Consider the following 19,460-nt stretch of genomic DNA (forward strand, 5'->3'; position numbering starts at 1 on the left):
TTCGATAGCCGAATGGCCGGCCGCTCTTGTAAAATCCGGTTTGCTCCCCATTTCTTGAGAAATTCATAGATTTACGCAATTAAGGCGGACCGCAGCAGGTATGGCGCACCGCGCCTTGCTGACCGCTTTATCTTGATGATCGTTTTTACATCACTTTTTCACCATTCATACATAGAGGAAACAATGGCCGTATCCGAAAAGCAAACCCTTGGTTTTCAGGCAGAAGTCAAGCAACTGCTGCAATTGATGATCCACTCGCTGTACTCCAACAAGGAAATTTTCCTGCGCGAACTGGTATCCAATGCATCCGATGCCGCCGACAAGCTGCGCTTTGAAGCGATCAACAACGACGCCCTGTTCGAGAACGATCCTGAACTGAAGATCAAGGTCGCTTTCGACAAGGCTGCGCGCACCATCACGATCTCGGACAACGGTATCGGCATGAGCCGCGATGAAGCCATCTCGCACCTCGGCACCATCGCCAAATCCGGCACCAAGGAATTCTTCTCGAAACTGTCCGGCGACCAGCAAAAAGATGCGGCGCTGATCGGCCAGTTCGGCGTCGGCTTCTACTCCGCCTTCATCATCGCCGACAAGATCACGGTCGACACCCGCCGTGCCGGCGCCACCGCCACTGAAGGCGTACGCTGGGAATCCACCGGTGATGGCGACTTCAGCATCGAAGCCATCGACAAGGCCTCGCGCGGCACCGACATCGTCCTGCATCTGCGTGAAGGTGAAGACGAGTACCTGTCGGCCTGGAAGCTGAAATCCATCATCCGTAAATATTCCGACCATATCTCGCTGCCGATCGTGATGCAGAAAGAAGAATGGGACGAAGAAAAGAAAGAAACCGTCGTCAAGGACGAGTTCGAAACCGTCAACCAGGCCAGCGCGCTGTGGGCCCGCAACAAGTCCGACATCAGCGAAGAACAGTATGTCGAGTTCTACAAACACGTCTCGCACGATTTCGAAGCGCCGTTGACTTACACCCACAACCGGGTCGAAGGCCGTAGCGAATACACCCAGCTGCTATACGTGCCAAGCCGCGCCCCGTTCGACCTGTGGGACCGCAACAAGCGCGGCGGCATCAAGCTGTATGTCAAGCGCGTCTTCATCATGGACGACGCCGAACAACTGATGCCGGTCTATCTGCGCTTCGTCAAGGGCGTGATCGATTCCAGCGATTTGCCATTGAATGTATCGCGCGAAATCCTGCAAGAATCGCGCGATGTACGCGTGATCCGCGAAGGCTCGACCAAGCGCGTGCTGGGCTTGCTGGAAGAACTGGCCAATAGCGACGACCAGGCGCAGAAGGACAAGTACGCCAGCTTCTGGAAGGAATTCGGCCAGGTGCTGAAAGAAGGCATCGGCGAAGATGCGACCAACAAGGACCGTATCGCCAAGCTGCTGCGCTTTGCCTCAACTGGCAACTCCGCCAGCAATGAAGGCGATGTACAAACCGTCTCCTTCGCCGACTACATCGGCCGCATGAAAGAAGGCCAGGACAAGATCTACTATGCCACCGGCGAAACTTTCGCCGCCGCCAAGAACAGCCCGCACCTGGAAATTTTCCGCAAGAAAGGCGTCGAAGTGCTGTTGCTGACCGACCGCGTCGATGAATGGATGCTGTCCTTCCTGCAGGATTTCGAAGGCAAGGAACTGGCATCGGTAGCCAAGGGCGGCCTCGATCTCGGCACGCTGGAAGATGAAGCCGAGAAGAAGCAGCACGAAGAAACCGAAACCCAGTTCAAGGATCTGGTCGAGAAGATGAAAGCCGCCCTGGCCGACAAAGCCAAGGATGTACGCGTCACTTTCCGCCTGACCGATTCGCCAGCCTGCCTGGTGGCCGATGAAAACGAACTGTCGGGCAACCTGCTGCGCATGCTGAAGGCTGCGGGCCAGGAAGCGCCGGATTCCAAGCCTATCCTGGAAATCAATCCGGACCATCCGCTGGTGCAGCGCCTGCAGTACGAAGAAGCCAAGTTCGGCGACTGGTCGCACATTTTGTTCGACCAGGCCTTGCTGGCTGAAGGCGGCGCGCTGGCTGATCCGGCGGGCTTTGTCAAGCGCTTGAATGAAATGTTGCTGGGCATGACCGGCAAGTAACAGGAAAGCGTCGGGCAAAAATAAAGGGCTGGAAGACAATCTGTCTTCCAGCCCTTTTGCTTGCCACCGGCCATGTCAGTTTTTCTTCAGTTCAAGCCTTACGGCGACACCTCGAACTCCCCGACGAACACCGTCTCCTGCCGATCCTTCAAGCGCAGCGTGACCATCTGCTCCTTCTGCTGCGAAGTACTGAAGCCGGTCGTCAGCTTAACCTGCAAGGTCGTGTCGCCCGCAATCAGCTGCTGGCTATTACCGAAATAATTGGCTTCGATCTTGTACTTTCCCGGCTTGGCCTTGCGCAGCGAAAATTCTTCCGGCCCGTAACCCTGGGTGAAATCGCGCGACATGCGGCCACCTTGATAGGTCAGCGGATGACCGTAGAAACATTTCTCGCCATTGGGATCGGTCACCCACAGGTCCATGTCGGAATTATCGGCATCCCAGGTCATGATCACGCGCAAGTCGAGCGGCATGTTCTTGATCAAACGCGGGTCGATACGGCTGGTGTCGAGCGGCACGCCGGCGGTAGCGATAATCTGGTTCAGTTCCGCCAGCACAATCGTTTCGATTTCCGGAAAGCGCGCATCCCACGGCCGTAGCACAACTTCGTATAACTGGTCGATGGCTTTCTGGTACTGCTTGTCGGCGGCGTAAGCCAGACCGAGATCGCGGAACGATTGCGGCTCTTCTTCCGCCAACTGCCTTACTTTTTCGAAGACCGGAATGGCAAGTTGCGGCGCGCCGGCCTGCAACAGGCGATAGCCCAGTATACGCAACACGGCGCGGTTCTCAAGATCCATCTCCGCCAGGTTGGACAGTACGCGCAGCGCCAGGTCGCGCTGCCCTTTCTCCAGCAGGATGTCGGCGGCATCAAGATAAAAGGCGCTGCTGTTAATATAGCTCGGCTTTTCATCCAGGTAGATCGGATAGACGGTTTCCGCCGTGGCAGCCTTGAGCCGGTCGACATAGGGGGCGGCTGCGGTCCATTTTTGAAGCGCCACCCTGATCTCTGGCGCATCGGATGCCGCGCCCTTGTCGACAGCGGATTTTGCCAGGGAATCTGCAGTCGACGCAAAATTCAAGCGCCCCGCAATCGGAGCTGCCGGGACAGGAGCCGCCACTGCGAACTCTGGCGCGGGGATAACCGGTGCGGGAACAACAACCGCGCGAACCCGGCCGGAGGCAGGTTCAGCTGCCATTGCACTTATCGGCGGCATTGGTTTCAGCGACGCTTTTGGCAATCGGTCTTTAGGAAAATCCTTCTCCCACCAGGCAATCTTCCTTTGAAACTGACCAACCACGTTTTCCAGATGCTGGTTCCGTGTCTGCCTGAAATCGGCGTCGCGTACTTTCTTCAGTTGCTGGAATGCCGCTTGGTATTCCTGCGGGGGACTGACGTCGTAGCGCACATAGTCATCAAGCCGCTCAAGCACAATCAACGATGTCTCGCGCGTCGCCAGGCCGAACTGCTGGCCGATGCGGCGTATTTCGGCGCGATGCAGATCACGGTTTGCGTCCAGTTCACGCAAGCGATATCCCGCCCACAGATAGCCAGCCAGCGGATGCGCCGGCGCAGTTGCCGAAACCGGAATAGTCATCAGCAGCGGCTTGCCGTTCTGCCGCAGGGTTAGTGTTAGCCGGGCATCGGCGCTGCGCAAGCGCCCCGCGATACGGATGACGCCGTTTTTTGCATCATGCGATTCGACTTCCAGGTCGGTCGCGCCAACGGCGGTCAATGCGTCCACATGCGTCGCGTCGGTCAGCATTGCTTGCGCCGCCGCTGCCACCGATTGCGACGACACCTGGATCAGGCGGCCGCCGCTGTTTTCGGCCCAGGCCGAGAGCAGACCGGTGTCGGCTGCCAGCGCCGAGTTCAAGGCATACAGGCGTTGTCCGCCAGCCAGGGTGGGAAATGCGGCATTACCGTAATTGCTCAAGCCGTCGCTGACTAGCAGGTATTCGCCGACGTCGGGCTGCGGCTGCCAGTCGCCCAGCGCGCTGGCGCCATCGTAGACGGTGCTTTGCAGGGCTTGCCGCAAGACGCCCCAGTTGCCGTTGGCGATGCGGAACGTGCGCGACTCTTCGGGCCGGTCGCGCAAGCGGATCAACCGTACTTCGGCATTGCCAAGCGCCTGGAAGTAACGGTCGAGGACAGCCAATTCCGAATCGTGATCTCGCCCGGCTCCCGAACCCGAACTATCCCACAGCAAACCAACCACCTTCGGCAAACTGCGCGCCGCATGCGTCTCGGCTACCGGTATTTCGGTGACAAACCAGGTATCGTCATCGCGCACCTGGGTGTACGTCTGCGGCTTCTCGCTGGCGGGTATCTGCAGATCGAGAGTGCCTGTCACCGCGAACTTGCTTTTAGCCACATGCATCTGATACTGCTCACCCGTGTGCACGAGGCCGACGACGCCTAGCGCACCACTGGCTTGCGGCGCGGCCGTGGCGCCATGTACATTCAGGGTCAGGTCGAAATCACGCATGCGGTCGCCATAGGCCAGCGGCAAACGATACGACCAGTTCTTGCCCTGGCGCGCCAGCGGTTCGGCGTACTTGAGTTCTACGGTGCGAGTGCCGTTGGCGGGAATCGGATAGATGCGCAGGCGAAAATTATTGCCTTGGGTGGATTCCAGCAAGCCCGGATCCACCCTGCGCCGCTCGATGGCTTCGAAGATCTGGCGGCCCTTGGCTTTTTCCACCGGCACGGCAGGCCGCAACCGGCCTTCGATATCGAGCGAGAATGCCGTGATCTGCTGGCCATCCAGCAAAGGAAATTGCAGTTGCCCCTCAAGCATGCGCCGGTTGGGATTGAAGAACACCATCTGCACCGTGGTTTGCGCCATGCCGCCACTGATCTCGCCGATGATCTGCAGGCTTTGCAGCACAACAGGCTGTTCGGCGCCGGTCGCCACAATCAATCTCGGGGGCAATATCACCCTGGCCTGCGCTCCGGGGAGCAAGAGCAAGAGCACCAGCATGCAAAATGCGCCAATCAAGCCTCGTAACATATTATTCTCCGTTTATGCCGATACGCTGGCTTGTCATATGAAACGTGGCAAGGTCGGAAACGGGGTTAAACCGGGTGAAAAATAAATTCAAAAATCATTCGACCGGGAATGCTTCAGCGCGTTGTTGCTTTCTTCCACCGCACAAGTCACAATCGCCGCTAACGCCCAGCCGGGTAAAGAATCGCGCCGCCATGCACGCTGAACCATCCGATGAATCACTGATGCTCAATTACCGTGACGGTGATCTCGGCGCATTCAAGGAACTGTACCGGCGTCATAGCCAGGGCTTGTACCGCTTCATTGCCTGGCGCTCGCCACGCCGCGACTGGGTCGATGAAATCGCCCAGGACAGCTGGGCCAACCTGCATCACGCGCGCGCCCGCTATACGCCGGAATCGAGTTTTCGGACCTACCTGTTCCAGATAGCGCGCAACCGGTTGCTGGATTTGCTGCGCCAGCAACAGACATTGCTCAGCAGCGAGATGGGCGGCGAAGACGATGCGCTTGCCGCATTCGACTATTACGCCGACACCGCGCAGGAAACAGCTTCCCCCGAGAGCGCGCTGGAAAACCGGCAGCGGATAGCCGACCTGCACGCGGCGATACGCAAGCTGCCCGGCGAACAGAAAGAGGCACTGATTTTGCAGCAATTCAATGGAATGAGCCTGGGCGAAATCGCACAGATCGTCGCCGTGCCGGTGGAAACCATCAAGAGCCGGCTGCGCTATGCCATGCATAAATTGCGCCAGGATCTGACGCAAACGCACAGCCAGGTTGCCAGCAAGGGGGCGGTATGACGTCCAAAGACATAGATCAGATCGACGACGCCGAATTCGACGCTTTCCTGCAAGGCGATGGCGATCTGGCGCGCCAGTTGCAGGGATTGCCGCAGCCGGCGCCTTCGGCCGAACTGGACGCCGCAATCATGGCGCAGGCCGAGACGCTGATGCGCACGCCGGCGGCATTGCCACAAGCCGCCAATGATGCGGCGCTGCCCCACAAGGAACGGCGCGGCAAGCCGCGCTTCATGCTGCGCTGGCCCACCCAGCTGGCCATGGCCGCCAGCATGGTACTGGCGGTGCTGGTGACGCTGCGCTGGCAGGCCGAACCGACGCCGGAGCAACAGGATCTGGCGCAACAGCAACGGCAGGCTGAACCGGCTGCGCCGCTTGCAGCAGCACCAGCATTGTCATCATCGCCGGCTGCACTGTCGACTGGCGCGCCGACGCCTGATGCGGCATCCGCAACGACAGCGACAGCTGTCGCAACCGCTCCGCCCGCGCCCCCTTCTATTGCGGAATCCAGGCAGCAAACAGCGCCGGCGTTGTCTCGATCAAAGCGCGCAAAACAAGACGCACCAATCGCGGTGAAGCCCGAGCCTGCCGCCAAAGCTTCAGCGCCGGTGACCGAACCCGAGCGGCAAATCCCGCTTGCCGATGCGCCCTCACGGCCAAACTATGCTGCCCCGCAATTGCCGGAGGTGCCAAGTGCAATCCTGGGAGCAAGGGTAAGAGCTGTTATCCAGCCCCGTGCTGCGGCGCAGACTTCGGCAGCACCAGCCGCGCCAGTTGCCTCAGCACCGGCACCATCCCCGGCGCCACCTTTCTTGATGCCTGTTCCTGCACCCGTTGTCGCCGCCCCCGTCCTGCCAGCGCCAGCCGTCGCTTCGGCCGCAAAGCCGGAATCAACCACAAAAGCGGAAACCTGGCTATCAGCGATCGATGAAATGCTGAAAGCGGGCTTGCGCCAGGATGCCCTGGAAGAGTGGGAGAAATTCAATCGAGCGTATCCGGATTATCCGGTCCCGAAAAATTTGCGCGATCAGATCAAGGCATTACAGCGATAGGGGTAGCTCCAGTCTTTACGGCGCCACCCAAAGAAAAATAACGGCGAACCGCGATTTCTTCGAGGCAGCCGACAGCCTGAGCCGCCTGTTATTGCGCCCCCGGTTTGCTGACCAGGTGCATGAGCATGCCGTGCTCTCTATCATAAGTTTTATCTAAAAAGCAGCCTCAACATGAGGAAAAATACCATTTTCAGCAATTTTGTATCGTCTCGACAATTATAATTTGGGACAAGAGAAATACTGCTGGCATTGGCTGCGGCTTCCAGCATCTCGCCCCTGGAGACATATCATGTTCAACATCCCAATTGACGCATGTATCGTTACGCGATACACTCGGATATAATTAAGACCTTTAGACACAAAGGCATACAAGCATTTTTCGAAACCGGCAGCAAAGCAGGCATCCAGTCTCACCATGCAATACGCTTGAAATTGCAGCTGGCAACGCTTGACCACGCACTAAGGCCGGAAGATATGGCTGCGCCAAATTGGCGATTGCATGCATTGCAGGCAGATTTAGCCGGACATTGGTCGGTAACAGTGAGTGGCAATTGGCGGCTGACGTTTAAATTTGACGGCCAAGATGTCATATTGGTTGATTATCTGGACTACCACTAGGAGTAAATATGGGACGAATGCACAGCCCTCCCCATCCTGGCGAGGTATTGCGCGAATGGCTGGGCGATATGACAGTAACAGAAGCTGCCGAGCGGCTGTCGGTATCACGGGTTACGTTGTCACGTCTTCTGAACGGCACAAGCGGCGTCTCTGCTGACATGGCGCTGAGGTTGCATGAGGCGCTCAATACCAGCCCCGAAATGTGGATGGGATTGCAAACTGCTTTTGACCTCTGGATGGCTGAAAAGGTAAAGCGCCCTAAAATAAAACCAATATTACTCGCCGCCTGAGTGAAGCAGTCACGGCTGCCCGGAGAACAAAAGCCGCAACTCTCTCTCAGGCGTAAGTGCGCGCTTGTATAGCGGACTACACGGCGTTTCCGCCAGTTTGACAGACAGTTCGATCAAGTCCCCGGAAGCCAGGTGATCGCAATAAACCTCCGCTAGATAAGAAAATTCGTTCATCACACCCACGATACTGCGGCTCGCGGTTTTCGCATATCGTGCCTGCTCCATCTCTGTGACCTCAACGGAAATACGTTCCTGGGCAATGCCATGTGCTGCCAGCACGCGCGCCAGCTGTTGCGGAAAACGATCCGTCAATGTCGCGGCTGGAGCCAATGGCATCAACACTGGCAATAGTGCTCGCTCATTCACCAGCAAGGCCAATTGCGGCTTCCAGAACAAAGCGGTGGCGTACCAGTTGCCCAGCCCCGCTGTAATTTTTTCGTAGCAAAAATATAGTACAAAGCTCTTCCCATTCAAGTATCAGGTTAACCAAGAATAACCCATTCACTGTGAATGGCATGAGATCTCCCGCAACATCGATTTCCTCTTCATAAGACTTTGGCTAACTTTTTCGTGGCTGAATGCTATTACTATCTTCCCGCTGTAGTATTGGTAAAAAAACCAGTATAGAACGACGATGATTGCATTGATTGCAGCCATGTCATAGAATGCTATCAATGCAATCAATCCAGGAATGCAACGATGGCAACAAATTTGATCGTCAGGAATGTCGAGGAGGAAATCGCCATGGCACTTAAACAACAAGCCGCAGCAAATGGCCGCAGCGCCGAAGCCGAGCACAGGGAAATCTTGCGGGAAGCTCTTCAGCGGCCGAAGCGCCGTTCGCTCGTTGATGTACTGGCGGAGATGCCGAATGTCGGGGAAGACGAGGATTTCAATTCTCGCAAGGTTCAGGAGTAGAACGTGTATCTGGTCGACACCAACGTCATCAGCGAAATCCGGAAAGGAAATAGAGCGAACCGAGGAACGCTGGAATTCTGGAGTTCGGTCGATCCCGGTACAATTTATCTCTCGGTACAGTCCATCGGCGAGATACGCAGAGGCGTCGAACATATCAGGAATCGCGGCGATACCGTGCAAGCCAAAGCATTGGAGCGATGGCTACATATTTTGATCGCGGAATACAGTGATCGTATCCTCGCTTTTGACACAGATTGCGCGCAAGTATGGGGACGGCTGACGTCACCGGGCAATCAACACATTATCGACAAACAAATTGCTGCGATTGGATTGATCCATGACCTTACGTTGGTGACCCGCAATACCGGTGATTTTATCGGCACCGGGGTGCGGTTGATCAATCCATTTTCGTAAAAACAGGCAAGCCGGGTTGAACATAATTCATTCCGGCTTGCCTGCTCCACAACCGTCACGCCGCCTGGGTAACCGGATTACGCGTCGCCAGGTGCATCAGCATGTCATCCACCATTTCTGCCAGGCTATAGGCAGGCGCCCAAGCCCAGTCTTGCCGCGCACTTGAATCGTCAATCGAACGCGGCCACGCATCGGCGATGCCTTGCCGGAAATCCGGTTTGTAGGCGGCCTGGAAAGATGCACAACGCTGCTTGATGATGGCCACCAGTTCGCTCGGTGAAAAACTCCAGGCTGCCAGATTGTAGGAACCAGGCGTCTTGAGATTTTCTTTCGGCGCACCCATCAGCTCGATGGTCGCACGCACGGCGTCGGGCATGTACATCATCGGCAGCGTGCTGTCGGCGTCAAGGAAGCTGGTGAAATCGCTACCGGCCGCAGCGGAAAACAGCGCCTGGATGGCGTAATCTGTGGTGCCGCCGCCCGGTTCTGCCGAATAGCTGATCAAGCCGGGGTAGCGCAAGCTGCGGATGTCCATGCCGTATTTCTCTGCATACCAGGTGCACCAGTGTTCGCCCGCCAGTTTCGAAATACCGTAGACGGTCTTGGGATCCATCGGGCCGATCTGCGGCGCGTTGTCGCGCGGCGTCGACGGTCCGAATGCGGCGATTGAACTCGGCCAGAATACCTTGGACAGTTTAGCTTGGCGCGCCACTTCCAGCACGTTCAGCAAGCCTGTCATGTTGAGGTTCCAGGCCCACTCAGGATGCTCTTCTCCCTTTGCCGACAAGGCTGCGGCCAGGTGATAAATCTCGCCGATATCGTGCTGCCTGACCACCTCGGCCAAGTGCTTGGCGTCGGTGACATCCAATGTTTCATAAGACAATTCCGGATGCTTGCCGGCAGGCTGGATATCGCTCGTTACAACCTGTTTCGCGCCATGCAACTTGACCAGCGCGGTCGCCAGTTCGGTGCCGATCTGTCCGTTTGCACCGATTACCAATATTTTCTTCATCTTCGTCTCTTCTATTCTTCTCTTAGTTCTTTACCAGACCGAGCTCTTCGCCGGCTTGCCGGAAAATGCCCACTGCGCGCTGCAATGTCGCTTCATCGTGTACGGCAGACATCTGTACCCGGATCCGCGCTTGCCCTTGCGGCACCACCGGATAGAAGAATCCGACGGCATACACACCAAGCTCATACAGGCGGCGCGATAATTTTTGCGCGACCACGGCGTCGTACACCATCAGCGGCACGATCGGATGGGTGCCGGGCTTGATCTCGAAACCGGCATCGGTAATGGCTTTGCGGAAGTAAACCGTATTGCGCTCCAGGCGGTCGCGCAGCTCGGTGGAGGCTTCCAGCAGATTGAGCGCTTCGATCGAGGCGCCGACAATTGCCGGCATCAAGGTGTTCGAGAACAAGTATGGCCGCGAACGCTGGCGCAACAGGTCGATCACTTCGCGCCGTCCCGCAGTGAAGCCGCCGCTGGCGCCGCCCAAGGCTTTGCCCAATGTACCGGTGATCACGTCGACCTTGCCGAAGATGCCACGCGCTTCATGCGTGCCGCGCCCTCTGGCGCCCATGAACCCGGTGGCATGGCAATCGTCGACGCCGAGCAACGCGCCGTATTTGTCGCACAGCTGGCGGATCACATCGAGTTGCGCCACGGTGCCGTCCATCGAAAACACGCCGTCGGTAAACACCATGGAAAAACGGGCATTATCGGCTTTGGCCTGCTTCAGGCAGCGCTCCAGGTCTTCCATGTCGTTGTGTGCGTAGCGGTAGCGCTTGGCCTTGCACAAGCGCACGCCGTCGATGATCGAGGCGTGATTCAACGCATCGCTGATGATCGCATCCTGCTCTCCCAACAGTGGCTCGAACAGGCCGCCGTTGGCATCGAATGCCGCTGCGTACAAGATGCAATCTTCCGTACCCAGGAATGTCGCCAGGCGCTGTTCAAGTTCGCGGTGGATATCTTGCGTGCCGCAGATGAAGCGCACCGAACTCATGCCGAAACCATGGGAGTCCAAGGCTTCGTGAGCGGCTTTGATCAACGCCGGATGAGAAGACAATCCGAGGTAGTTATTGGCGCACATGTTGATCAATTCGCCACTTTCAGTGTTGATCTTGCCGCCCTGAGGGCCAAGGATCAGGCGTTCGGATTTCAACAGGCCGGCGGCTTCGATTGCCGTCAGCTCCTCACGCAAATGGGTGTAGAACTGCGGGGAGCTACTGTTTGTGCTGCTGGTTGTGCTGTTACCTTGCGTGACTGTCATTGCGAGCCTCGATCTTATATAATATATTGTTCTAATTCGATATATCGAACACAAATTCCACGATAATGCACAACAACGAGGCTGTCAACCAGATGCGTAGCAATTCAGCGAAAAAAAACGGCAGGAAAAACCATGGCTGAGAAAATTTTGGAAGATGCCCCGCCAAAAGTCGGCGATACCCTGGTGAAGCTGCGCCAGGCCGACGGCTTGTCGCTGGATGCGCTGTCGAAACGCGCCGGCGTATCGAAGTCGATGCTGTCGCAAATCGAGCGCAACCAGGCCAATCCGACGGTAGCCGTGGTGTGGCGGCTTGCGAATGCGCTGGGCGTACCGATTTCTTTACTGGTGGATGGCAACCAGGTAGTGCCGACCTCGATCGAAACCGTGGCCAGCCACGCTACACCCTCCCTGCGCTCAAGAGACGGCCATTGCGCGTTGCGTATCCTTGGTCCGATTGAGCTGGCAGGCCAGTTTGAATGGTATGAATTGTCATTGCAGCCGGGCGGCTGCCTCGACTCCGAAGCGCACGAGCCGGCTTCGCGCGAGCACCTGACGGTCTTGTCCGGCACATTGGAAGTCCAGAGCGGAACCAACCTGACCAAAATCAAGGTTGGCGAGACGGCAAGATATGCAGCCGACTGCCCCCATTACATCAAGAATGTCGGCAAAAGTACGGCCACGGCGTTGCTGGTGGTAATCCATAACGGACCATGAATCTGGCGTAATCAACGACGAGCAAGCGCCCTAACAAAAAAGGGCTGTAACGGCGATCGCGATCACCGTTACAGCCCTTGGCTTGTGCGGGTGGCGGCCAGGCCGCCATCCGCTTCGGCAATTAATGCGTGACGCGGGTAACGCCGCCGGAAGACAGCAGGCGTACACGGTCGCCAACGTTGAACCGCTCGTCAGCATCCTGGGTAATCGCCCGCAGCTCGCCATTATTAAGACGCACGGTGATTTCCAGCCCCGGACGCTGATTCAGGTTGTTTTCCACTTGATTGCCGACGATGCCACCCAATACCGCACCGACCACGCCGGCTGCCAGCGAGCCATTGCCCTTGCCGATGGTGGAACCGGCAGCAACCGCGCCCAGCGCGCCGCCAGCCAGGGTGCCGGCACCGTTGCCGCCGGTGCTCTTGTCAATGGTCACCGGACGCACCGAGTCCACCACCGCCATGCGCACCGACTGCTCGCCCTGCGCCTGGCGGCTGTTATAGACGCTCGCCGAGTTCGGAGTCACTGCACAACCGCTCAAAGCCACCAATGCGGCGACTACAATCAGATTCTTCATTCTTGATAACTCCATCGTAAATTGCTTTTACACCGAAATTGCCGCCTATAGCCAACGCGATTAGCGCACCAGCAGAGGGGTTGCCGAGTTAGCCATATTGCAGCACAGATACTTTTTACACTAGTGAAACTTGTTTGAATCGTGTACCAATGTTGCGCATTTTATCAATTTTTTTAAAAAGGACGGAATTTTGCTAAAAACACCAGTTGGCCGAGCTGTTGAATCATTTGCAACACAGCCGTCTCAACGTCCCCCTGCAACATCGATAAATGTGCCGGTCGAATAGGAAGCTTCCTCCGATAACAGCCACAATATTGCGCGCGCCACTTCCTCGGCGCTGCCGCCACGCCGCATCGGCACGCTGTCTTTGACGCGGTCAACCCGGCCCGGCTCGCCGCCGCTGGCATGTATCTCAGTATAAATGACGCCTGGCCGGACTGCATTGACGCGAATCCCCTGGTCGGCGACTTCTTTCGCCAGGCCGACCGTCATTGCATCGATGGCGCCTTTGGATGCGGCGTAATCGACGTATTCACCCGGGCCGCCCAGCTTGGCCGCCATCGACGACAAATTGACGATGGCGCCTCCCTGGCCGCCAAAGCGTGTGGACATGCGCCGAACCGCTTCGCGCGCGCAGAGGAAACTGCCGATGACATTAGTCGTCAGTACGCGTTGCAAACGCGCCACATCCATCTCCTCCACCCGCATCTGGCGTTCCAGGATGCCGGCATTGTTGACCAGAGCAGTCACCGTACCCAACTGGTTGTCGACGGTTTGGAACAACGTCATCACATCCGACTCGGAAGCGACGTCGCCGGCCACCGCCAGCGCTTCGCCACCAGCGCTGCGAATCGCCGCCACCACCGACTCGGCAGCGCTGCGGTTGTGCACATAGTTGACGCACACTGCGTAGCCGCGTGCCGCGGCAAGATGGGCAGTCGCCGCGCCGATGCCGCGACTGCCGCCGGTAATAATCATGACTGCTTTCGACATGTTTTCTTCCTCATTTTTTGCGCTTCCAAACAAGGCGGCGCAGGCGATCTCGCCGGCCACCGCAGAGCCCCATCTCAGCGCATTATAATCAGACATTGATTAACTGCACTTTGACCGGCGCCAGCCGTCAGAGTTGCGTCCTCGCCAGCAAACATCACGATAATCTTTGCAAGAAAAAATGAATCGCAAGCGCAGCTTTCCACCGGTCGTCGATCAACAAGTCCATACCCTTATCCTGGGCAGCCTGCCGGGCGTGCAGTCATTGGCGCACAGCCAGTATTATGCCCATCCGCAAAACCGGTTCTGGAAACTGCTGACGGAAGTCATCGGCGTCGACTTGCCGGCGCTGCCTTATGCGGCGCGGCTGCAAGCGCTGCTGGCGCACGGCATCGGCTTGTGGGATGTAGTGGCCGAAGCCCTCCGCGACGGCAGCCTGGACAGCAATATCCGTGACCACGTGCATAACGACCTGCCAAGCCTGATCGCTACGCTGCCGCAACTGCAGACCATCGCCTTCAATGGCGGCACCGCTGCCAGGCTGGGATTAAAGGCACTGGGCGAACAGGCCGGACGCTACCGCATCATTCTGCTGCCTTCCAGCAGCCCGGCCTATACCAAGCCTTATGCGGAAAAACTCGCGGCCTGGATAACGCTGCAAGAACGCGTTTCCTGACCAAGCGCGCTACATCGACACACTGCTGCGTCAATTACAAAGTTCGCACACATTCCCCACAATTCGACAAACCTTGAGCGACGATGACTCTCTAGAATGAGCCGCTCTGACCTCTCAAGGAATCAACATGTCGCCATTGCTCAAGCATCTTTTACGCACCGCCACCGTCCTCACTTTACTGGTAACGCTTTCAGCATGCGTTTCTCTTGGCCTCAGTCTTTAAACGGGACGCAAGAAAACACATGAAAAAATTATCCTCACTGCCTCAGTCACCATATGCAGTCTCGCTGACGCTGCCCTTGTTACTCGCGCTCGGCGGATGCGTGACCGCCGAGCGCATAGCCGGCCCCGATGGCCGCGACGCCTTTCTGGTCGAATGCACCGATGCCGAACAATCCTGGCGCGCCTGCTACAAGAAAGCCGCCGATCTTTGCGGCCGCGACGGCTATTTCGTCTACGACCAGGATCGCAGCCCGGGCCGCGATGCGCGCAAAAAATCCATGTTCATCGGCTGCAGGGACAAACCGCGGCCAGATTGGGGAAATCGGGATTGATCAGGATTGGATCACCGGTGGTTGGCAATCGGCGTCTGCTAACCGGGTTTTAGTACATTTAAGCCAAATTTGCAGCTGTGGCGCGGTATCATTGCCCTATATTTATATCTGCTTACATTTCGCCTGAATAACTCACTGATGCTGATCAAACGCAAATCCATAGAAGCCGACGCCAACCGCATGGACGGCCCGCGCAAGACCAGCGCCGGCAAGCGCGCCGACGTTGCAAAAAAAGACACTCCCAAGCCACCTCGCAAACCGAAATTCGCCCCCGTTACCCTGTCAGAACAAGATGGGGTGCGTTATCTGCATTTCGGTACCGAATGGGTGCAAGGCGCCATGCGGCTGCGCAAGCCGGACTGGCCGGAGCTGGAGTACGCTCAGCAAATGATGGCGTGGATGCTGTTCAATCCGGAACCGCAACACATCGTGCAATTGGGCCTCGGCACTGCGGCGCTGACCAAGTTCAGCTATCGCCAGTTTCCCGTCGCACGAGTAACAGCAATCGAGCTGAACCCTTCTGTGCTGGCGATTTGCGCCTCCATGTTCAAGCTGCCGCCTGAAGACGAACGACTTTCTGTGTTTGAAATGGACGCCATGGATTACGTCATGGACCCGGTGAATCATGGCAGCATCGACGCTTTGCAGGTCGATCTGTACGACGCCACCGCACGCGGCCCGGTGTTGGACACGCCTGAATTTTACAGCGCTTGTGCGGCTTGCCTTACCGACGACGGCATCATGACAGTCAACCTGTTCGGCGATCATCCCAGCTACGCCAAGAACCTGAAAGCCATGATGTTTGCCTTCGACGATGTCTGGTGCCTGCCAGAGGTCCACGAGGGCAACGTCATCGCCATCGCTTTCAAGAAAGCCCCGCAAGTCGATTTCAGCGCCTGGTACGAACGCGCGGCGGAAATTACCGCCGCCACCAAGCTGCCCGCCAAATCGTGGGTCAACGGCCTCAAGACCTGGCATTCGCCGCAGTAGCAGACTACGCTGAACACCATGCCGGCGCGCGCCGATTTAATCAATCCATATTCCTATCGCAATGAACAATGCTCCGCCCAAAGTACTCGACCTGCAGCAGATTTTCACCTGGCTGCTGAACGACGGTACGGTCGATAAAAACGAAGTAAAGGCTTTTTACACCCAGGCCCAGGGGATTTTCCGCAACGCTGCCATCGCCATCCATCCGCTGAGCGCCGTCGCCCAATGCAAGCGGCAGTCGGCCTTGCCGCCGCACCGCGCCATCACGCTGGAATGGCTGACCGAGTGGCTGGCGCAGCAGGTGCGCATGCCGTTCTACCGGATTGATCCGCTCAAGATCGATTTTGCCAAGGTGGCCGATGTCATGTCCGCCAGCTATGCAACCCGTTTCAATATCCTGCCGGTCGAACTGAGCGCGACCGATTTGGTGATCGCCACCGCAGAACCGTTCCGCACCGAATGGCTGGCGGAAATCGCCAAGATCACACGCCGCAATATCCGCCTGGTGATCGCCAATCCGCTCGACATCACCCAATACATCACCCAGTTTTTCACGCTCGCGAAATCGATCAAGAGCGCGCACAAGACCGGCGGCCAGGATCTGGCGTTGCGAAATAATTTCGAACAGCTGGTCGAGCTTGGCAAAACCAACAAGCAGGTCGACGCCAACGACCAGCACATCGTCAACATCGTCGACTGGCTCTGGCAGTATGCGTTCGAACAGCGCGCTTCCGATATCCACATGGAACCCAAGCGCGATTTCAGCGCGATCCGCTTCCGCATCGATGGCGTCTTGCATCAAGTATACCAGGTGCCGGCGGTGGTCATGATTGCCATGACCGCGCGCATCAAGCTGCTGGGACGGATGGACGTGATTGAAAAGCGCCGGCCACAAGACGGCCGCATCAAAACCCGTACCGCCGGCGGCCAGGAAATCGAGTTGCGCCTGTCGACCTTGCCGACCGCTTTCGGTGAAAAACTGGTAATGCGGATTTTCGATCCGGAGGTAGTGGTAAAAACCTTGCCCGAGCTTGGCTTCCCGACCGACGACGCCTTGCGCTGGGATGCGCTGACCAAGCGCCCGCACGGCATCATCCTGGTGACAGGGCCGACCGGTTCCGGCAAAACCACCACGCTATACACGACGCTGAAGGCGCTGGCTACTTCCGAAGTCAATGTCTGTTCAGTGGAAGATCCGATTGAAATGGTGGAAGCATCCTTCAACCAGATGCAAGTCAACCATGGCATCGACCTGACGTTTGCCGATGGCGTGCGGGCCTTGATGCGGCAGGATCCTGACATCATCATGGTGGGTGAAATCCGCGACCTGGAAACCGCCGAAATGGCGATCCAGGCCGCCCTCACCGGCCATCTGGTGCTCTCCACCCTGCACACCAACGACGCGCCGTCAGCGGTAATGCGCCTGCTGGAACTGGGCGTACCGTACTATCTGCTGGAAACCACACTGATCGGCATCATGGCGCAGCGCCTGGTGCGCACCCTCTGCACTTATTGCAAAAGCCCGGACGGCCAGGTGGCCGACGAAGTCTGGGCGACACTGGTGGAAAGCTGGAACCTGCCGAAACCGGCGGCGGTATACCACCCGGTAGGTTGCCCGGAGTGCCGCCAGACCGGATACCGAGGCCGCACCGGCCTGTATGAACTGCTGACCATCACCCAGCCATTCTCCAAAATGATCCAGGCTGAAACCGATATTCATGCACTGAAAAAGCAAAGCATCGCCGACGGCATGAAACCTTTGCGACTTGCTGGTGCACTGAAAGTCCTGGAAGGCGTGACCACCGTCGAGGAAGTGTTGAAAGTGACTTCAGCGCTGACTTGAACCAACGGTTCCCCGCGACCGCAACGACAGTAAATGGGCTACCTTCCATAGTGGAGGTGGCCCTTTTTGCATCTGGCGACAGGCTAGGCATCATGTCCTTATTGGTGCGCCGCCGCAGACAAATCCATTGTGTTCCTGGCTTGAAAAATGCTTTACATGCGGTGCAATAGTGATTTCCAATAGACAATGATTTAACCTTTGCGTAAGCTAAGGCACGCCAAGGCCGAGGCCCTTTCCGATGGAGACAGATTTACGGGAAAGCGGCATAGGCGCTAACGAAAGGAGATGGTTGCGTTGTAGCACAGGGAGTTGTTGTCAAATAATAATTTGCATTAATTTGCAAAAGAAGACAAGCGGGAAAAATCCGCTCCGACAATATGCAGTCAACATCCGGATAAAAAAATAATGAAAATTACAAATTTTAATTTTAATTTTGTAACGGTAGCACTTGTATTCGGTCTCATCGGTTCAGCATTCGCACAGGAAGATCCAACTACTTTCTTGAACCGGGCCAACGCCAAAATCGCCAAGGCGATGGCCTTCAAAAACAGCTGGGACGGCCCCATCACCGGACCCAAGATGGCGGCACAGAAAAAACTCATCGTCGTCATCGCCTCGAATCTCAAAAACAATAGCGTCTTGCGGGTTTCCAAGGGTGTGCAGGAAGCGGCCGCGGTAGCCGGCTGGGAAGTCTTCACGATCGATTGCTGGGGCGTCGACAGCAAGCACGCGGAAGCCTTCAGCCGCGCCCTGGCGCTGAAGCCCAATGGCATCGTGCTGGCCGGCATCGACGCCAATGAACAACCGAAGGAAATGAATGCGGCCAACACGCAAAATGTGCCCGTGGTCGGCTGGCATGCATCAACCAGGATCGGGCCGAGCGACGGCTTGTTTTCGAATGTCACGGCAGATCCCAAGGAAGAAGCGCTGATCGCTGCCTTGCTTGGCGTAGTCAACTCGAACGGCAAGGCCGGCGTGGTGGTGCTCACCGATCCGGCCAGCCTGTATTCGCAGGCAAAATCGAATGAAGTGGCTGCCGTCATCAAACAATGCCGCACCTGCAGCCTGCTCAGCGTTGAAGCCTTGCCGATCACTACCGCCGCAGACAAGATACCGGCCTTGCTGACATCGTTGCAGCAACGCTTCGGCAAAAAATGGACCTACATCATCGGCGTCAACGACAGCTATCTCGACCTGCTGGCGGCGCCGGCTTCGATGGCCATCCTTGCCAGCAACAAGATCGAGACGCTGTCGGCTGGCGAAGGCTCTGAAACCGCGTATCAGCGCATCCGCAACAAGAGCCAGCAAATCGCCACCGTACCTGAGCCGTTCGGCCAGCAAGGATGGCAGATCGTCGATGAACTGAACCGTGCATTTTCCGGCGAAAAGGCCAGCGCCTACAGCACGCCAGCCTATCTGGTGACGGAACAGAACATCGCTTTCCATGGCGGCGATAAAAATACTTTCGAGCCCAACAACGGCTACCGCACCGAGTATAAAAAAATCTGGGGCAGATAAAAACCTGGCTGCGTAACAGCGGGATTGCGGATCGGACCGGCGCCACCGGTCCGGGTTTCGCCACGGGCGCGCGATCGGGGTAGAATCTGCGGGTAACAGCCCAGCAGCAGCCC

The 19,460-nt window shown here is 57.2% G+C and carries 19 protein-coding genes; 13 read left to right on the forward strand and 6 right to left on the reverse strand.

The window, feature by feature from the left end; genetic code table 11:
• The first annotated feature begins 183 nt into the window (after positions 1-183).
• Positions 184-2,109 (forward strand): molecular chaperone HtpG, encoded by a 1,926-nt coding sequence (htpG, locus tag ABI171_RS10290; RefSeq protein WP_348092459.1) that lies wholly within the window; start codon positions 184-186, stop codon positions 2,107-2,109.
• Positions 2,110-2,207: 98 nt separating this feature from the next.
• On the opposite strand, the gene ABI171_RS10295 is transcribed toward htpG, so the two are convergent.
• Positions 2,208-5,123 carry a VIT domain-containing protein gene (locus ABI171_RS10295; RefSeq protein WP_348092460.1) on the reverse strand — a complete coding sequence of 972 codons (2,916 nt, stop codon included), beginning with the start codon at positions 5,121-5,123 and terminating at the stop codon, positions 2,208-2,210.
• A gap of 191 nt (positions 5,124-5,314) precedes the next feature.
• Between ABI171_RS10295 and ABI171_RS10300 the strand changes: the two genes are divergently transcribed.
• From ABI171_RS10300 to ABI171_RS10315, 4 genes are all read left to right on the forward strand, one after another.
• Positions 5,315-5,920 (forward strand): sigma-70 family RNA polymerase sigma factor, encoded by a 606-nt coding sequence (locus ABI171_RS10300; RefSeq protein ID WP_348092461.1) that lies wholly within the window; start codon positions 5,315-5,317, stop codon positions 5,918-5,920.
• Positions 5,917-6,969 carry a hypothetical protein gene (locus ABI171_RS10305; protein WP_348092462.1) on the forward strand — a complete coding sequence of 351 codons (1,053 nt, stop codon included), beginning with the start codon at positions 5,917-5,919 and terminating at the stop codon, positions 6,967-6,969. Before ABI171_RS10300 ends, ABI171_RS10305 begins: the two co-directional genes overlap by 4 nt.
• Positions 6,970-7,281: 312 nt before the next feature.
• Positions 7,282-7,587: a type II toxin-antitoxin system RelE/ParE family toxin gene (locus ABI171_RS10310; RefSeq protein WP_348092463.1), complete on the forward strand. Its 306-nt coding sequence runs from the start codon at positions 7,282-7,284 to the stop codon at positions 7,585-7,587.
• An 8-nt stretch (positions 7,588-7,595) separates the two neighbouring features.
• Positions 7,596-7,877, forward strand: a complete 282-nt coding sequence (locus ABI171_RS10315; RefSeq protein ID WP_348092464.1) for a HigA family addiction module antitoxin — start codon at positions 7,596-7,598, stop codon at positions 7,875-7,877.
• A gap of 9 nt (positions 7,878-7,886) precedes the next feature.
• On the opposite strand, the gene ABI171_RS10320 is transcribed toward ABI171_RS10315, so the two are convergent.
• Positions 7,887-8,255 carry a hypothetical protein gene (locus tag ABI171_RS10320; RefSeq protein ID WP_348092465.1) on the reverse strand — a complete coding sequence of 123 codons (369 nt, stop codon included), beginning with the start codon at positions 8,253-8,255 and terminating at the stop codon, positions 7,887-7,889.
• A gap of 321 nt (positions 8,256-8,576) precedes the next feature.
• On the opposite strand from ABI171_RS10320, the gene ABI171_RS10325 reads away from it, so the two are divergent.
• Positions 8,577-8,795 (forward strand): DNA-binding protein, encoded by a 219-nt coding sequence (locus tag ABI171_RS10325; RefSeq protein WP_348092467.1) that lies wholly within the window; start codon positions 8,577-8,579, stop codon positions 8,793-8,795.
• A 3-nt stretch (positions 8,796-8,798) separates the two neighbouring features.
• On the forward strand, positions 8,799-9,209 hold the full coding sequence (locus ABI171_RS10330; protein ID WP_348092468.1) for a type II toxin-antitoxin system VapC family toxin: 411 nt from the start codon (positions 8,799-8,801) through the stop codon (positions 9,207-9,209).
• Positions 9,210-9,264: 55 nt separating this feature from the next.
• Here ABI171_RS10330 and ABI171_RS10335 read toward each other — a convergent pair whose 3' ends face one another.
• Together ABI171_RS10335 and kbl are read right to left on the reverse strand one after the other, a co-directional pair.
• A complete protein-coding gene (locus ABI171_RS10335; protein ID WP_348092469.1) occupies positions 9,265-10,221 on the reverse strand; it encodes an NAD-dependent epimerase/dehydratase family protein in 957 nt (318 codons plus the stop codon).
• Between the two features lie 22 nt (positions 10,222-10,243).
• Positions 10,244-11,485 (reverse strand): glycine C-acetyltransferase, encoded by a 1,242-nt coding sequence (kbl, locus tag ABI171_RS10340; protein WP_348092470.1) that lies wholly within the window; start codon positions 11,483-11,485, stop codon positions 10,244-10,246.
• Positions 11,486-11,617: 132 nt separating this feature from the next.
• On the opposite strand from kbl, the gene ABI171_RS10345 reads away from it, so the two are divergent.
• A complete protein-coding gene (locus ABI171_RS10345) occupies positions 11,618-12,199 on the forward strand; it encodes an XRE family transcriptional regulator (RefSeq protein WP_348092471.1) in 582 nt (193 codons plus the stop codon).
• Positions 12,200-12,320: 121 nt separating this feature from the next.
• On the opposite strand, the gene ABI171_RS10350 is transcribed toward ABI171_RS10345, so the two are convergent.
• A complete protein-coding gene (locus tag ABI171_RS10350) occupies positions 12,321-12,776 on the reverse strand; it encodes a glycine zipper 2TM domain-containing protein (protein ID WP_348092472.1) in 456 nt (151 codons plus the stop codon).
• 243 nt (positions 12,777-13,019) lie between these two features.
• On the reverse strand, positions 13,020-13,769 hold the full coding sequence (locus ABI171_RS10355) for an SDR family oxidoreductase (protein WP_348092522.1): 750 nt from the start codon (positions 13,767-13,769) through the stop codon (positions 13,020-13,022).
• A gap of 178 nt (positions 13,770-13,947) precedes the next feature.
• Between ABI171_RS10355 and ABI171_RS10360 the strand changes: the two genes are divergently transcribed.
• The 5 genes from ABI171_RS10360 to ABI171_RS10380 all read left to right on the forward strand — a co-directional run bounded on the left by ABI171_RS10360 (position 13,948) and on the right by ABI171_RS10380 (position 19,347).
• Positions 13,948-14,442 (forward strand): DNA-deoxyinosine glycosylase, encoded by a 495-nt coding sequence (locus ABI171_RS10360; RefSeq protein ID WP_348092473.1) that lies wholly within the window; start codon positions 13,948-13,950, stop codon positions 14,440-14,442.
• 242 nt (positions 14,443-14,684) lie between these two features.
• Complete coding sequence (locus ABI171_RS10365; RefSeq protein ID WP_348092474.1) at positions 14,685-14,996, forward strand: hypothetical protein; 312 nt, start codon at positions 14,685-14,687, stop codon at positions 14,994-14,996.
• A gap of 138 nt (positions 14,997-15,134) precedes the next feature.
• A complete protein-coding gene (locus tag ABI171_RS10370) occupies positions 15,135-15,986 on the forward strand; it encodes a spermidine synthase (protein WP_348092475.1) in 852 nt (283 codons plus the stop codon).
• A gap of 61 nt (positions 15,987-16,047) precedes the next feature.
• Positions 16,048-17,829, forward strand: coding sequence for a GspE/PulE family protein (locus tag ABI171_RS10375; RefSeq protein WP_348092476.1), 1,782 nt, complete (start codon positions 16,048-16,050; stop codon positions 17,827-17,829).
• A gap of 405 nt (positions 17,830-18,234) precedes the next feature.
• Positions 18,235-19,347 carry a substrate-binding domain-containing protein gene (locus ABI171_RS10380; protein ID WP_348092477.1) on the forward strand — a complete coding sequence of 371 codons (1,113 nt, stop codon included), beginning with the start codon at positions 18,235-18,237 and terminating at the stop codon, positions 19,345-19,347.
• Positions 19,348-19,460 lie beyond the last annotated feature (113 nt).

Source organism: Collimonas sp., from assembly GCF_039923675.1.
GTDB lineage: Bacteria > Pseudomonadota > Gammaproteobacteria > Burkholderiales > Burkholderiaceae_D > Collimonas.